Consider the following 15574-nt stretch of genomic DNA (forward strand, 5'->3'; position numbering starts at 1 on the left):
AACTAATTTATTTATATCTTATAGTCATATATAACTCGATCTAAATGAAAATTAATCAGCCTAAATAAACTCATATCACTAATAAAGGGTGGTTTCTTAGATGCAATATAATCATGTGAGAAAGTTGTTGTTTCCAATTTTCAAAAAATTCATAACAGGATATAAGTGATTTGTGACATTTAAAGTTCAGACGGCCACTTTCAAAGGAGAAAAGATGTTATTCGAAGACTTAAATCTTATTACACCAATAAAAAAAGCATTAAAAACTGAAGGGTATGTGGAAGCCACACCTATACAGGAGCAAGCAATACCTACTATATTGGAAGGAAAAGACTTTCTAGGCTGTGCTCAAACAGGCACTGGAAAGACAGCAGCATTTGCAATCCCTATACTTCAAATTCTTTGTGGTAAACAAAAAGTAATAAAGGGACCTAAAAATATAAAGGCATTAATACTTGCACCTACTAGGGAACTCGCAATTCAGATCGGAGAAAGTTTTGAAGCCTATAGCAAACACACAAATCTTACTAGCACTGTTATTTTTGGAGGAGTTTCCCAAAAACATCAAACAGATGCTTTAAGAGATAGAGTAGATATTTTAATAGCAACTACAGGAAGATTGCTCGATTTAATGCAACAAAAGTATATTAACATACACCATGTGGAAATGTTTGTACTTGATGAGGCTGATCGCATGCTTGATATGGGATTTCTTCGAGATGTTAAAAAAATAATAGCACAACTTCCTAAAGTTAGACAAACAATGCTATTTTCAGCAACTATGCCACCAGAGATTTCAAAACTTGTAGACTCAATTCTTATAGATCCAGTAAAGGTAGCAGTAACACCTGTATCATCTACTATTGAACTTATTGATCAAGCAGTATATTTTGTGGACAAAAAAGATAAAAAACCTCTACTTATTCATCTGCTTAAAGATAAGTCAATAGTTTCTGCGTTGGTATTCTCAAGGACGAAACATGGTGCAAACAAAATAACAAAGGATCTTAACAATGAGGGAATAGAGGCTCAAGCTATTCACGGAAACAAATCTCAAAGTGCAAGGCAACTTGCTTTAAATAATTTCAAAAGTGGAATAACTAGAGTTTTAGTTGCAACAGATATTGCCGCAAGAGGAATCGATGTTGATGAACTATCTCATGTATTTAATTTTGATCTGCCTAATATTCCAGAAACTTATGTTCATAGAATAGGAAGAACTGGTAGAGCTGGGCTTGGCGGAGTTGCAATATCGTTTTGTGATGTTGAAGAAAAACCATTCCTTAAGGATATTGAAAAAGTTATTTCAAAAACTATACCAGTAGTAGAGGATCATCCATATCCTGCTAGCAATATAATACCAATAGTAAATAAAGATGATGTTAAAAAGACTCCGTCTGCAAAATCACGTTCAACTGGTTATGCTAGGAGAAATGGAAGAAGTCAAGGTGGAAGTCAAGAGAGGAATCAAAACAAAAATCAAGATAGAAATCAACAAAATAAAAATTTTAGATCATCAAATAGATAGTATTGAGTAATAAGTTAGTATAGTAACATATTCATGCCTACTGTATTTGTATTTAATAAAGCATAAAGCCAATGATTATATAAATAATCATTGGCTTTATTACTCTGTATTTTAAATTTCATACAGAATTAATTAGTAGTCACCGTTTTTAGCCATAGCAATATTTACTTCGCCTAAATTCACAGATAATCTTTTAATTAACATAACTAACATCTCCCTCTATAAGTTTAATGTTTGCTTGTCGACTACAGTAATAGTATATCTCGCTTTAATAAATTAATACATGAATTATAAATAAATTTAATTTTGATAAAATATTATTTATTTACTATACATTCATAAATATGGTAAAGTATTATTTAATAATATAATATTTTTTGTTTGTAAGTACAGTTATTTAAAATATCAAATAATTATTCTATTTAAGGAGGAAATTTGATTGTGCTATACATTGAAGAACACATAGAAATATATAATTCTATTATAAAAGAATTTGATCTAGATAGTACTATTTCACAAGATATGCAAATTGCAGTTGAATATTTAACTAAATCAAGAATAGAAATCTGCAAATTTCTAAAGATTTCAAATGTTAAAACTGAGACTTTAGATTTAAATAGACAAAGTCTTATTACAGATATAATCATGAATGAATCAAATATAAAGAATTTCGAAAAAAAACAAATTTATTTAAAAAAACAAATCAATATAGATCAGCAAAAAATAAAGGTTATTAAATTAAATATAAATGAAATATCAAATATGCTTTTGAAAGAAAAGACGGAGAGTAAAAAACTTAGAGAAGATCTTCATATTTATAATAGTAGAGAGAGATTAATAATTTTTAAAAAAATTTTTGTCACAAAATACAAAAAAGTTTTTTCAAAGTATTCTAATGACTTGAGTATAAAATCAGAAATTAAAGAATGTAATAAAAGGAAAGAAATAATGCACGTAGAACAAAGAAAATTTGATTTTATTATAGAGAAATGTTATAAGCGGATACGAACAGATAAAAGTGCACTTTCACAAATTAAAAAAAATATTTTAAATACGAAAAAACAAATTGAGTTTTTCAACAAAAAAATTCAGAAGTTAGATGAATATACTAAATTAGAGAAAAACTTTAAAGAGGGATCGTATATAGTATAAAAAATAAAATGTAGAAAGATAATTTAAAACTATCTTTCTACATTTTTTTTCCTTATTATATTTAAAATAAATACTTTAACATAAATTTATTTAAATGCCTTTTCAAATATTCCATTAACAATATTTTTAGAGGCAACGCCTTCATGAACTTTAACGCCATCAATATAGTAGGTAGGTACATAATAGTAAGTATATTGTTTTGCTATATCCGGCTGAAGTTCCTCATCAATTATTTTAATTTCAAGACCAGCATATTGCGGATTTTGTTTTTTTATATTTTCCATCCAAGCAAGTGCTTTTTTACAATAAGGACACCATTCAGTTACAAACATAATAACTGGTTTCATTTGTTAACATCACCAAACTTTCTCATTAGTATATATTATTAGACGTATAAGTAGTATACACTATTTATCTGCATCTCATTATAATATAGTTAATTATAAAATACTAGACTATATAATTAACTTTTAATTTAAAATACAAGTATTTTAATATATTTTGTTTTTAGCTTAAATTTCACTTAATATAATTTACAATATTGATAGTAAATAATAGAAATATGTTGAATTATTTGTTATAATAGTTAAGTCTAAAATATATTTATTATATCTTAGTTATATTAAATATATTAATTATATTTAAAATGAAATTAATAAACGAATATAAAGGAGCGCATTAAATGCAAACAATAAAACAGTTATTTAATAGAGATTCCCTATTAAAAATAATCTTAGTTTTAGCATTAGTATTATTTACATATTTGATAAGATCTATTTTAAATTTGGTTCTATTAACTTTTATGCTTACATATTTAGTAAATAGTCTGCAGAGTATGTTAGTTAATCAAATTAACAAAGTTATAAAAGTAAACCCTACTATCATTACTATAATTATATATATGTTTATAGCAATAACATTAGTTCTTCTTGCAGTTAAATACATACCAATTGCTATATCAGAAAGTATACTTATTCTAAACAAAATAGAGTATATTAACTTTACTGAGGATACAAAAGGAGTTATGCAATATCTAGCTCCAATATTTGATCAAATTAACATAGCAAGTTATGCTAAATCAGGTATTCAAAGTATTATGAGTTTTGTAACTGATTTAGGGAAATTTAGTTTGAATTTTTTTATGGCTCTGTTGTTGAGCTTAGTATTTACATTAGAGAAAGATAGCGTGTTAAGATTTGTATATAAATTTAAGTATAGTAAAGTATCTGGAGTTTATAATTATTTAAGCTACTTTGGTAATAACTTTTTGAATTCTTTTGGCAAAGTAATACAGGCTCAAATAATGATAGCATTTACGAATACAGTATTGTCAGTTATAGGGCTTGCAATTATGGGGTTTCATCAATTGTTTGCTCTTGCCTTCATGATTTTTATATTAAGTCTTGTACCAGTGGCAGGAGTATTTATATCATTAGTCCCTCTATGCCTAATTGCATTTAAAATAGGAGGAATTATTAAAGTGGTTTTTGTGCTTATAATGATTTTTGTTATTCATGCTATTGAAAGTTATATCTTAAACCCAAAACTTATGTCAGATTCAACCAATCTTCCGATATTTTTTACTTTTGTAACATTAATAGTTTCAGATCATTTTTTGGGAACTTGGGGTCTACTCCTTGGAATACCAATATTTATGTTTATGTTAGACTTAATTGGAGTCGATTTTAGCGAAAAAAACACTCCGAAATTAAAATAAGTAAATATAAGATGTATAAATAAAAAACTGGCCTTGAGCTGGTTTTTTTAAGAAAGGCAGTGATTTTCGTTGATAGATAATAAAGAATCCATATTAAAATGCCCTGTATGCAATTTAAGTTTAAATAAACAGGAAAAACAATATGTATGTATAAATAATCATAGTTATGATATAGCAAGCAAAGGACATATTAATCTTCTACTTGCTAATCAAAAGAATACAAAAGAGCCTGGCGACAGCAAAGAAATGATGGAAGGCCGTAGGAGTTTTTTAAATAAAGGGTATTACCACATTTTTTCTGAAAAATTGAATGATGTAATAATATCGAATATTAGTGAAAATACTAATAATATACTTGATGTTGGTTGTGGAGAAGGATATTTTTTATCAAGGCTGAAGGAATCAATTTATGAGAAAGGCACAAACTATAATATAAATAAGGAGTTTAATTTCTTTGGAGTAGATATTTCAAAAGCTGCAGTTACATATGCTACTAAAAGGGATAAAAAAATAAACTTTATAGTAAGTAGTAATTTTAACTTACCTATAATGGCAAGCACTATAGATATTATTATTAGAAATTTTGCACCTTCTGATGAGTTAGAGCTTAAGAGGGTTCTGAAGGATAATGGTAAGCTAATAGTTATAACACCTGGTATTCAGCATTTATATGGACTAAAAGAAATACTATATGTAAACGCTAGAAAACATGAGGAAAAAATAACAACATTTTTGGGATTTAAGGTGAGTCAGAGCTTTGAAGTAAAATATAATATTGATGTGGAAAATGCGCAAGATATAAAAAGTCTTATATCGATGACTCCTTATTATTGGACAATTGACAATGCTATGAGAGAAAAGGCTAGTGCCACTACTAAACTTTCAACTTTGCTACATTTTAATATAAGTGTGTATGAGAAATGTTAATAATATACTGATATCTAAAGGCAGTTATTATTAGGAGGTAACTATGGAACTTAATAAAGAAGTTTTTTTAAAAAGAACTCATACCACAGAAGAGGATATTATTAAAAACGAAATTGATTGGGCTATTATAAATGATATATATAATGACTTTGAAAGTTATAGGGCAAGTTATGAAAGTCAAGCTGGATTTATTGCTGATACTCTTAGAACCCATAAGAAAATACATTCAGTAAAGTCAAGAGTAAAGGACTCAGAGAGGCTAATAGAGAAGATAATTAGAAAGACTGCAGGAAGAAAAGAAAAATATGGCTCAGAATTTAATTTTTCTATTGAAAACTATAAAGAAGAAATAAATGATCTAATAGGAGTTAGAGCAATACATATATTTAAAGAAGATTGGGAAGCTATACATAATTTCATTTATAGTACATGGAAAGTAATTGAAATAACTGCTAACGTTCGTGAAGGTGATGATACTAAAAGGTTTGAGGAGTTAAACATTAAAATTCATTCTAGAAAATCAGGATACCGGTCGGTGCACTATTTAATAGAGTTTTATCCAACTAGCCAAAAGGTTATAGCAGAAATTCAAGTTAGAACAATATTTGAAGAAGGGTATGGTGAAATCGACCATCAACTAAGATATTCTCACAAGAAAATTCCAGAAGTTTTAGCTTTGAATCTTTTATTATTTAACCGTATTGCAGGTAGTTCTGATGAAATGGCATCTTTAATAAATTTACTCAATAGAAATTGGATTGAGATGGAGTCGAAATACGAAAAAATAATAGAGAAAAAGGATAAAGAAATCAAAGAATTAAAAGAATTAAAATAAGGAGGAATAAAATGAAAAAAATATTTCATGGGATATTTATAGGTATTAAAAATAGCCTTGAAAGATTTCCATTAACTATAGGGATTACAACAACATGTGTTATACTTCTTATTTATATGTCAGAAATAACAACAGGAACAAATAATGATTTTATTGAAACTCTCGGCAGAATAACAATGGTGATTGCCCTAGGTGTTCCTTTTTCTTTATCTATCAAACTTTTTTTCGAAGGACTAGAAAGTTATAAAAGCATACATATGTATATTTCTTATTTAATAAGTACGGTGTTCTTAATTTTATATTATTATTTTTTCTTACAGGATATTAAAATGGTTTCAATGTCAAGATATATTGGGTTTAGTCTAGTTTTATATTTAATTTTCTTGTTTATATCTTATTTACCAAATCGCGATGAATTTGAGTTTTTTGTTATAAGGATTTTCACTAGATTTTTCACAACGATTTTGTATTCACTAGTTCTATATCTTGGGCTAGCAGCAATTCTTTTTACAATTGATAAGCTTCTAGGAGTAAATGTAAATGGTGAGCTGTACTACTATACTTATCTTATTGTTGCTGGTATATTCGCACCAACATTTTTTCTTGCAGGAATTAAAGTTAAAAATGAAATATTAACTATAAAAGAATATTCTCGTCTTCTCCTGGTACTTGTGTTATATATTATAATGCCACTTATTTGTGTTTATACAGTTATATTATATATATATTTTGGTAAGATAATTATTACGAGGCAATGGCCAGAGGGGCTTGTATCTCATCTCGTGCTGTGGTATTCTGCAATAACTGCAACGGTACTATTTTTCATAACGCCACTACTTCATGAAAAGACTTGGCCAAGGAAATTTATGAGGTATTTTCCCAAGGCCATCCTTCCTTTAATAGTGATGATGTTTATTTCTATAGGAATAAGAATTAACGCATATGGAGTAACTGAAAATAGATATTTTGTTGTAGCACTTGGGATATGGACATTTTTAGTAATGATTTACTTTTCTACTATAAAGAAACTAATAAATATAGTACTCCCGATATCACTTGCAGTAATAACCACTATATCTATATTTGGACCTCTTAGTAGTTATTCAGTTTCAAAATACAACCAAAATAAAAGACTAAACAAAATATTTGCTAAAAATAATATGGTACTTAATAACAAAGTAGTTAAATCTAATACAAAGGTATCGGATGCAGATTCAACTCAGATAACTAGCATAGTTAATTATTTTGAAAATAAACATAGTCTAACAGATATTAAAGGATTGCCAGATAAATTTAAAACTGCTGAGATGGAGAGTATCCTAGGCGTGAAATATATTGAAGAGAATAATCAAAGTAGTGACAAGTTTTATTATTTTAATTCTATATCTTCATCAGATCCAATAGATATAAATGGATATGAGTATTTATTTATTTCAAATAATAATGTACAGCAGCAAAACAACGTAAGCAAAACCTTTACTATAGATTTTGATAATGAATCAAGTACACTAAAGATAACTAAAGATAATGTCATTATTTATAAAAAAGATTTAATGGATTTTGCAAATATACTTATAGATAAATATGGTACGAGTGAAATGAATAAGAGTCTAACTCAAGAGGAAATGTCTTTTGAAGATGAAACTGATAAAGTGAAAATTAAGATTCAGCTTTCAAACGTATCAATAAACAAGTCATTATCGAATGACAAAATACAATCAAAAGATTTTCAGTTTTATGTACTTTTTAATATGAAATAGTTCTACAGGGGGGATTAGTATGAATTTTTATATACGGCAAAAGGTATTTTCTATAGGTGACAAGTTTAGCATTACGGATGTTTCAGGTAATAATATGTTTAATGTTGAGGGTAAGGTGTTTTCACTTGGGAAAAAACTTAGAATTTATGATATGTCTAATAATGAAATTGTATATATTGAGCAGAAATTATTTAAGCTACTTCCTGAATATAGTATTTTCTTTAACGGAAACTATGCTGCAAAAGTAAAAAAAGAATTTACTTTCTTTAGTAATAAGTTCAACATAGACAGCAATATGGGTAATTATGAAATCGAAGGAGACTTTTTTGCTCATGATTTTTCTATAATTAAAAATGGAAGTTCTATTGCAGAAATAAATAAAAAATGGCTCTCTTGGGGAGATACCTATGAGATAACTATAAATGAAGGGGAGAATTATGCATTTATATTAGCACTTGTGATTGTAGTTGATCAAGTGTTGCATGATAACAAAAATAAAAATAATGGTTAAAATTAAAATAACATTAATTCTATTATAATTTATTTGTTATAATTAGATTATAACAAATGATATAATGTATTTGATAAATAAGAGATTAGAGGTGCATCAATGACTAATGATGAAATGTATAAACGTATAATAGCTATGACTAGTATAAAAACCGCAAAAAGCTTTATTAAAACTTATGATATAAGTAAAGGAGATTTGAGCAAGCTTTGCAAAAAATTCAATATATTCGTTGAAGGAAAAGCAACTAAAGAAGACATGATTGATAGATTTTTAGGGGAAACATTAGGTAAAAAATTGAAAAATAAGGTAATCAATAAATATAATAATAGATAAGGACTACTAATAAATTAATTATATAAATAATATAAGTGTATAAATAACTTTATTAAGTAAAACAATACCTATGAGGTGAAAATAATGAAGTTGTTTATACCAGATATTGCATATATAGACCCTAAAATATTAAAATATGAAACATCACAAAAAACAATAGAATATTTAAAAAAATTAAATGTACCAATAGTTAATTCTAAAAAAGTTGTAATAGACTCAGAATCACCTGAGAAAAACTATGCAACAGCTAAAAAAACCATTCTGTTTACCACAAACGGTCAAAAGAAATTAGTAAGTTGCAGACCATCTGCAGATTATCAATTTTCATTATCTAGTTCATGCCCTGCAAATTGTGAGTACTGCTATCTTCAGACTACTCAAGGCGAAAAACCTTTCATGAAAATTTTCCTGAATATTGAAGAGATTTTAGAAAATATACAAATATATATTGATAATAACACTCCAAATATTACTTATTTTGAATGTGCGAGTATAACTGACCCTATCGCTCTTGAACACCTAAGTGGAAACTTAAAAAGATGTATAGATTTTTTTGGTAAAAGTACTTATGGACGACTTAGACTTGTAACGAAATTTGATGATGTTGATGGATTTTTAAATTTAAATCATAACAAACACACAAAATTTAGATTTACTTTAAATTCACGTTATGTAATAGATAATTTTGAACACAACACGTCAAGTTTTCAAGAAAGAATAGATGCAGTTAAAAAGATTGCCACTGCTGGATATCCAATAGGATTTATAATTGCTCCAATTATGATATATGATAATTGGAAAGAAGAATATAATGAATTGTTTGAAAGATTAAAATTAGCACTTAGTTATTATCATGAGGAGATAAGTTTTGAACTCATCCAGCATAGATTCACAAAAGCTGCTAAAGAACTTATAATGCAGAGATTTAAAAATACTAAGCTTGATATGGATGAAGAAAAAAGATTATTAAAATGGGGGCCATATGGTAAATTTAAATATGTTTATCAGAAACCAGAAAGTGAAGAGATAAAAAAATATATGACAGAACTTATAAATAATAATTTTGATAATGCAATAATTGAATACTTTACCTAATGAGTGGATTTCCCCTTGTGAGGAGTTGCAAAGACAGATTTTAAAATATTCGAATAATATATATAAATTAGTCTGAGGATCTAAATCTTCAGACTAATTTATTTTTATAATGACAATTTTAAAGGCGAAATTGATATTCCTTTTTTTATAACTTCTAAAAATGTTTCTCTAGGCATAAAAACTGCGCCTAAACTTTCTAAATGATTGGTATGAACTTGGCAATCAATAATTGAAAAGCCCTTTTCTTCTAGTGCTTTTCCTAGAGTAATAAAGGCAACTTTCGAAGCGTTATCCATTGTTGAAAACATTGATTCGCCAAAAAAGCATTTTCCAATACTTATACCATATAATCCCCCCACTAATTTACCATCAAACCATGTTTCAATAGAATGTGCGTAGCCTAGTTCATGAAGTATGCAGTAAGCTTCTATCATTTCATTTGTAATCCATGTACCTGTATCTTTTCTAACATTTGAACAATTAGATATAACTTCTCTAAAACAAGTATCAAAAGAAACTTTATATGTATTTTTTTTAATTAGTTTTTTCATAGAATGCGATATTCTAATATCCTTTGGATAAATAATAAATCTTGGATTAGGCGACCACCAAAGTATTGGCTCATCATCCGAGAACCATGGGAAAATTCCATTAGAATATGCAAGTAATAATCTCTCTGGGGATAAGTCACCTTCAATGGCTAAAAGACCATCTTCTTCGGACAGAGATGGATCAGGGAATGCTAAATCCTTTGATAATCTATAAATTGGCATAATGACTCCTTTCTATATAAATAGGTTATAGAACTAATTATATACCACATTACGTATTGTTACACACTATCATATATATAACAAAAGAAATTGTTTAAAAATAAAATTAGAGAGCATCATAAAAAAAGAGGAAAACCGAATAAGATATTGATATAATATAGATTACAATTAAAAATCACTGAATATGAGAGGATGTTGTATATGAAATTGCCATATAAAGAAAGAATAAATAATGTGAAACCAGTAGTGGTTGTGAGTAGATGTTTGGGATTTGAAGCATGTAGATATAATGGCCAAATGGACGGTTGCAATTTAGTGGAGAAATTAAAGGATTTTGTAGATTTTATTACGGTGTGTCCCGAAGTTGCAATAGGACTTGAAATACCTAGAGAAGCTATAAGAGTTATTAAAGAAGATGACTTAGCACCTTTAAAATTAGTGCAACATGGCACTGAGAGAGAACTAAGTAAGGAAATGTATGAATTTGGAGAAGAATTTCTTTTAAGCCTTCCAAAGGTAGATGGTTTTATACTAAAGAGCAAATCGCCATCCTGTGGAATAAAAGAAGTAAAAATATACAAAGGTACACAAAAGGGTTCTGCGTCGGTAAAAGGAAATGGATTATTTGGAGAGCTTGTAATATCAAAATTTCCAAATCAAGCAATTGAGGATGATGGTAGGGTAAAAAATTATAATATAAGGCAACATTTTCTAACAAAATTATATCTAATGAAAAATTTTAGGGTTATAAGTGAAAGCATGTTTATAGAAGATTTAGTGGAATTTCATAGCACTAACAAACTTCTTCTTATGTCATACAATCAAAAGCAACTAAAGATATTAGGAAGTATTGTTGGAAGTCATGGAGAATTAAGCGTGCAGAGAGTTTACGAAGAATATGAGATAAATCTTGCACTTGCTCTAAATAAGTTACCAAGATATACATCAAATATAAATGTACTTACAAGGTCTATGGGTTATTTTTCAGATAAGCTAACTCATAGGGAGAAAGAATTTATTTTAGACACCATAGAGCAATACAGGCAAAGTAAAGTGCCATTTAGTGTTCCACTTTACGTTATTAAATCAAACGCTATTCGATTTGAAGAGAAAAACCTGATTAATCAAAGTTTCTTTGAACCTTATCCTTTAGAACTTGATAATGTTACTGATTCAGGTAAGGGTCTTAATAAATAAAAGAATTAGAAAGTTAGACATATATTTTTTTATATTATGAATGAATACTCCAATATATGGACATAATTCCAAATAAGGAGGGGTAATATGAAAAAATTAAAATTTATATATCCAGTTATTACAATAATATTAATTGCCTTTATATGTGCCAATTATTCTCTTACACATTACATGAATAAAAATGATTTAAAACTTGAGACATGCGGTACATTACCGTATTTAAAATTCACTCAGAAATATGCTAATAGTAATTTAATACAAACTTCGGCAATTACAAAACTGTCACGTGTAGCCGAAGATACTAAATTTGTTTTCAAAAATAAATATAAGGATAAAGAAGTTAAGAATATGGTGCTAACAAATTATTTTAACGGGTCTAAATTACTAAATAATAAAACAAAATCAGAACTAAATGTTTATTTTGAAAATCAAGGCTATTCTGTTTCTAATATGAGTAGTGATGAAGTTGTTTTTGTTAATGTGAGCGATAGGTATAGCTATAAAGCGAATAGGTTCTTTTTGGGAGTATATGAGGACAACGTAACTATTTATAAAACAGATAAAAATGGCGATATAACATCCCAAAAAATATTTAATTCTAATGTGTATGATAAAAATGGGAAGCAACAGAAATATGATTTTAATTCAAAGGACAAAGGTGAATTACAATTTATTAAAATAGATGACCTTAAAGAAAAGGATGGATTGGTTGATGATCTAATCAGAGGTAGAAAGTATAATAAAGATGTTATATCTAGCAATGATGTCCAGGATACCGAAGCTATTGAATATGAAAAGGGTGAATTTAAGACTGCTGAAAAGGCATTTGATTATGCGAGAGGTTTATTAAAGTCTTAAGATAATTATGAAATATACAAAAAAAAGAGTAAAACCTTGGGAAAAATATATTTCTTAAGGTTTTTTTGAATTTATTTTATTTTCATATGTCTTAATTATTGAATTAATACTGTTTAGGTGGTAAAGTATTATATGTCGCTATAAAAATTGGTGGATAACAATCATAATTGCTATCAGTTAAAGGAACAACAAGGAGGGGATATCATGTACGAATATATAAAAGGGGTTTATATAGGGATTTGCAAGGACTACATAGTAGTAGATAATAATGGTATGGGTTATAAAATATATACCTCCGGTAGTACTATGGCAAAAATGCCTAAACCAGGCGATAGTGTATTGTTATATATAAAACAAATTGTTAGAGAAGATTTTATTGGATTGTATGGATTTCTAACAAAAGATGAGATAGAGATGTTTAGTCTTGTAATCAGCATAAATGGAGTTGGGTCAAAAGCTGGATTATCACTACTCTCCATTTGTAGCGTTTCAAATTTAAAATATGCTATTGTATCGGGAGATGAAAAAACATTAATACGAGCACCCGGCATAGGTAAGAAAATAGCGCAAAGGCTAATTTTAGAGCTTAGAGAAAAAATACATATTGAGCAGTCTGTTTCTAATAGCTTATCGCAAATATCAGGTATTGATATAGCTGAAGATAGAAAAATTATAGAAGTTCTAGGAGCTCTTATTTCACTTGGATATTCTGAAAAGGAAGCTGAAAAGGCAATAAAAGATATAAACAAAGAACAATCACTTGAAAATATGATTAAAGATTGTTTGAAATATTTGATGAACTAGGGTGGGGTGTATATTATGGATAATACTGAGGATAGAATTATTACTTCATCGGTCATTGAAGAAGATATAGATGCAGAATATTCCTTAAGGCCCAAAAAACTTAGCGAATATATTGGCCAATCAAAGATAAAAGAAAAATTAAATATATTTATTAAAGCGGCTCAAAATAGAGAAGAAGCACTTGATCATGTTCTTTTATATGGTCCACCAGGACTTGGAAAAACAACACTTGCGAATATTATTGCACGAGAAATGAAGGGAAATTTAAAAGTTACTTCGGGACCGGCAATCGAAAGGGCTGGAGATTTAGCAGCCATTTTAACCAGTTTGAGTGATTATGATGTTCTTTTTATTGATGAAATACATAGGCTAAACAGATCTATAGAAGAAATACTATATCCTGCAATGGAAGACTATGCACTAGATATTGTAATAGGTAAGGGAGCATCAGCAAAATCAATAAGGCTTGATTTACCTAAATTTACACTTATTGGTGCGACTACTAGAGTTGGATTGTTAACAGCACCTCTTCGTGATAGATTTGGAGTTTTAAGTGCCATGGAATATTATACGCAAAGCGAGTTAAAAGAAATAGTAATCCGCTCAGCAGCTATTTTAAAGGTTGATATCACAAAAGATGCAGCAGTTGAAATAGCAAGACGTTCAAGGGGTACTCCGAGGATTGCTAATCGGTTGCTTAAGCGTGTGCGAGATTATTGTGATGTTAAGGGCAATGGAATTATTGACTTAAAATTAGCAAAGGCAGCTTGTATTCTTCTTGAAATAGATGATCAAGGTTTTGATAGAATAGATAATAAAATGCTCGGAGCTATTATAGATAATTTTAACGGCGGACCAGTAGGTATAGAGACTTTAGCATATTTTATAGGCGAAGAAATAGGAACGCTTGAAGATGTCTATGAGCCTTATTTAATTCAAAAGGGTTTTATAATAAGAACCCCTAGGGGAAGAATAGCGTCAGATAAGGCATATGAGCATTTAAATAGAGAAAGGGTGTAATTTTTTTGAAAGTAAAGGATTTTTATTTTGATTTACCAAAGGAGCTAATTGCTCAACATCCAGTTGAAAAAAGGGATGAGTCAAGGCTTATGGTTGTTAATAAAACCAGTAAAGAAATAGAACATAAACATTTTAAAAATATAATAGAGTATTTAAACCCTGGAGATTGTTTAGTATTAAATGATACTAGGGTTTTGCCTGCCAGGCTCCTAGGAGTTCGCGAAGGAACTGGAGGTAAAATGGAATTTCTTCTTTTAAGAAGAATAGATATTAACCAATGGGAAACATTAGTTAAACCAGGAAAAAAAGCAGTTATTGGATCTAGGTTTATTTTTGGAAATGGAGAGCTAAAAGCAAAAGTTATAAGCTTTTCTGACGGCGGAAGTAGAATTGTGGAATTTGAATATGATGGGATATTTGAAGAAGTTTTAGATAGACTTGGAGAGATGCCACTACCACCATATATAACTGAGAAGTTAAAAGATAAGGAAAGATATCAGACAGTATTCTCAAAAGAAGTAGGATCTGCTGCCGCGCCTACTGCAGGGCTTCATTTTACAAATGATTTACTAGAACAAATTAAAGCTAAAGGTATTGCAATTGCTTTTGTAACACTACATGTAGGCCTTGGAACTTTTAGGCCTGTTAAAGCCGAGGTTGTAGAAGAGCATGAAATGCATTCAGAACATTATATGTTAAGTGCGCAGGCAGCAAATACAATAAATAAAGCTAAAGAAAATGGTGGAAGAGTTATTGCTGTAGGTACCACTTCTAATAGAACACTTGAGAGTATAGCAGATGAGAATGCTAGAGTATGTGAAAAATCTGGATGGACAGACATCTTTATTTATCCTGGATATAAATTTAAAATTGTTGATGCATTAATAACTAATTTTCATCTTCCAGAATCAACATTAATAATGCTTGTAAGTGCGTTTGCAGGTCAAGATTTAGTTATGGGTGCGTATGATACTGCTGTAAAAGAAAAATATAGATTCTTTAGTTTTGGAGACGCAATGTTTTTATACTAGTGAGTAATTAGTGGAATAAATAAATAATTTTTA

16 protein-coding genes are annotated in these 15574 nt (G+C 28.7%); 14 read left to right on the plus strand and 2 right to left on the minus strand.

Translation table 11 applies throughout. The features are described from left to right. Positions 1-214 precede the first annotated feature (214 nt). On the plus strand, positions 215-1528 hold the full coding sequence (locus tag KPL55_RS07315) for a DEAD/DEAH box helicase (protein WP_216306141.1): 1314 nt from the start codon (positions 215-217) through the stop codon (positions 1526-1528). A 441-nt stretch (positions 1529-1969) separates the two neighbouring features. Beyond that, complete coding sequence (locus KPL55_RS07320; protein ID WP_216306055.1) at positions 1970-2680, plus strand: hypothetical protein; 711 nt, start codon at positions 1970-1972, stop codon at positions 2678-2680. 86 nt (positions 2681-2766) lie between these two features. On the opposite strand, the gene KPL55_RS07325 is transcribed toward KPL55_RS07320, so the two are convergent. Then, on the minus strand, positions 2767-3027 hold the full coding sequence (locus KPL55_RS07325; protein ID WP_216306056.1) for a glutaredoxin family protein: 261 nt from the start codon (positions 3025-3027) through the stop codon (positions 2767-2769). A 335-nt stretch (positions 3028-3362) separates the two neighbouring features. On the opposite strand from KPL55_RS07325, the gene KPL55_RS07330 reads away from it, so the two are divergent. The 7 genes from KPL55_RS07330 (at position 3363) to splB (ending at position 9858) form a co-directional block, all read left to right on the plus strand. Beyond that, positions 3363-4397, plus strand: a complete 1035-nt coding sequence (locus tag KPL55_RS07330) for an AI-2E family transporter (RefSeq protein WP_216306057.1) — start codon at positions 3363-3365, stop codon at positions 4395-4397. A gap of 69 nt (positions 4398-4466) precedes the next feature. Beyond that, positions 4467-5324 carry a methyltransferase domain-containing protein gene (locus KPL55_RS07335; protein ID WP_216306058.1) on the plus strand — a complete coding sequence of 286 codons (858 nt, stop codon included), beginning with the start codon at positions 4467-4469 and terminating at the stop codon, positions 5322-5324. A 43-nt stretch (positions 5325-5367) separates the two neighbouring features. Further along, on the plus strand, positions 5368-6159 hold the full coding sequence (locus KPL55_RS07340; RefSeq protein ID WP_216306059.1) for a RelA/SpoT domain-containing protein: 792 nt from the start codon (positions 5368-5370) through the stop codon (positions 6157-6159). Between the two features lie 11 nt (positions 6160-6170). Next, entirely contained in the window at positions 6171-7919 is a 1749-nt protein-coding gene (locus tag KPL55_RS07345; protein ID WP_216306060.1) for a DUF4153 domain-containing protein, read from the plus strand. A gap of 19 nt (positions 7920-7938) precedes the next feature. Continuing rightward, a complete protein-coding gene (locus KPL55_RS07350; RefSeq protein WP_216306061.1) occupies positions 7939-8430 on the plus strand; it encodes an LURP-one-related/scramblase family protein in 492 nt (163 codons plus the stop codon). 99 nt (positions 8431-8529) lie between these two features. After that, a complete protein-coding gene (locus KPL55_RS07355; RefSeq protein ID WP_216306062.1) occupies positions 8530-8763 on the plus strand; it encodes a hypothetical protein in 234 nt (77 codons plus the stop codon). Between the two features lie 84 nt (positions 8764-8847). After that, positions 8848-9858 carry a spore photoproduct lyase gene (gene splB / locus KPL55_RS07360; protein ID WP_216306063.1) on the plus strand — a complete coding sequence of 337 codons (1011 nt, stop codon included), beginning with the start codon at positions 8848-8850 and terminating at the stop codon, positions 9856-9858. A 104-nt stretch (positions 9859-9962) separates the two neighbouring features. Here splB and aat read toward each other — a convergent pair whose 3' ends face one another. After that, entirely contained in the window at positions 9963-10631 is a 669-nt protein-coding gene (aat, locus tag KPL55_RS07365; RefSeq protein ID WP_216306064.1) for a leucyl/phenylalanyl-tRNA--protein transferase, read from the minus strand. Between the two features lie 201 nt (positions 10632-10832). Between aat and KPL55_RS07370 the strand changes: the two genes are divergently transcribed. The 5 genes from KPL55_RS07370 (at position 10833) to queA (ending at position 15541) form a co-directional block, all read left to right on the plus strand. Further along, positions 10833-11828, plus strand: coding sequence for a YbgA family protein (locus KPL55_RS07370; protein ID WP_216306065.1), 996 nt, complete (start codon positions 10833-10835; stop codon positions 11826-11828). Between the two features lie 87 nt (positions 11829-11915). After that, positions 11916-12686, plus strand: a complete 771-nt coding sequence (locus KPL55_RS07375; protein WP_216306066.1) for a hypothetical protein — start codon at positions 11916-11918, stop codon at positions 12684-12686. Positions 12687-12890: 204 nt separating this feature from the next. Beyond that, entirely contained in the window at positions 12891-13490 is a 600-nt protein-coding gene (ruvA, locus tag KPL55_RS07380) for a Holliday junction branch migration protein RuvA (protein ID WP_216306067.1), read from the plus strand. Between the two features lie 15 nt (positions 13491-13505). After that, complete coding sequence (gene ruvB / locus KPL55_RS07385; protein ID WP_216306068.1) at positions 13506-14510, plus strand: Holliday junction branch migration DNA helicase RuvB; 1005 nt, start codon at positions 13506-13508, stop codon at positions 14508-14510. Positions 14511-14515: 5 nt separating this feature from the next. Continuing rightward, positions 14516-15541, plus strand: coding sequence for a tRNA preQ1(34) S-adenosylmethionine ribosyltransferase-isomerase QueA (gene queA, locus KPL55_RS07390; RefSeq protein WP_216306069.1), 1026 nt, complete (start codon positions 14516-14518; stop codon positions 15539-15541). The last annotated feature ends 33 nt before the right edge of the window (positions 15542-15574 follow it).

It is taken from the genome of Clostridium lacusfryxellense (genome assembly GCF_018861735.1).
GTDB classification, from domain to species: Bacteria; Bacillota; Clostridia; order Clostridiales; family Clostridiaceae; genus Clostridium_AD; species Clostridium_AD lacusfryxellense.

Bases quoted from the DNA above. Each gene is read 5' to 3' on its own strand.
- KPL55_RS07350 (WP_216306061.1), top strand. From the start codon at position 7,939: ATGAATTTTTATATACGGCAAAAGGTATTTTCTATAGGTGACAAGTTT.
- aat (WP_216306064.1), bottom strand. From the start codon at position 10,631: ATGCCAATTTATAGATTATCAAAGGATTTAGCATTCCCTGATCCATCT.
- KPL55_RS07375 (WP_216306066.1), top strand. From the start codon at position 11,916: ATGAAAAAATTAAAATTTATATATCCAGTTATTACAATAATATTAATT.
- KPL55_RS07340 (WP_216306059.1), top strand. From the start codon at position 5,368: ATGGAACTTAATAAAGAAGTTTTTTTAAAAAGAACTCATACCACAGAA.
- KPL55_RS07315 (WP_216306141.1), top strand. From the start codon at position 215: ATGTTATTCGAAGACTTAAATCTTATTACACCAATAAAAAAAGCATTA.
- KPL55_RS07355 (WP_216306062.1), top strand. From the start codon at position 8,530: ATGACTAATGATGAAATGTATAAACGTATAATAGCTATGACTAGTATA.
- KPL55_RS07370 (WP_216306065.1), top strand. From the start codon at position 10,833: ATGAAATTGCCATATAAAGAAAGAATAAATAATGTGAAACCAGTAGTG.
- splB (WP_216306063.1), top strand. From the start codon at position 8,848: ATGAAGTTGTTTATACCAGATATTGCATATATAGACCCTAAAATATTA.
- ruvB (WP_216306068.1), top strand. From the start codon at position 13,506: ATGGATAATACTGAGGATAGAATTATTACTTCATCGGTCATTGAAGAA.
- KPL55_RS07330 (WP_216306057.1), top strand. From the start codon at position 3,363: ATGCAAACAATAAAACAGTTATTTAATAGAGATTCCCTATTAAAAATA.
- KPL55_RS07345 (WP_216306060.1), top strand. From the start codon at position 6,171: ATGAAAAAAATATTTCATGGGATATTTATAGGTATTAAAAATAGCCTT.
- ruvA (WP_216306067.1), top strand. From the start codon at position 12,891: ATGTACGAATATATAAAAGGGGTTTATATAGGGATTTGCAAGGACTAC.
- KPL55_RS07325 (WP_216306056.1), bottom strand. From the start codon at position 3,027: ATGAAACCAGTTATTATGTTTGTAACTGAATGGTGTCCTTATTGTAAA.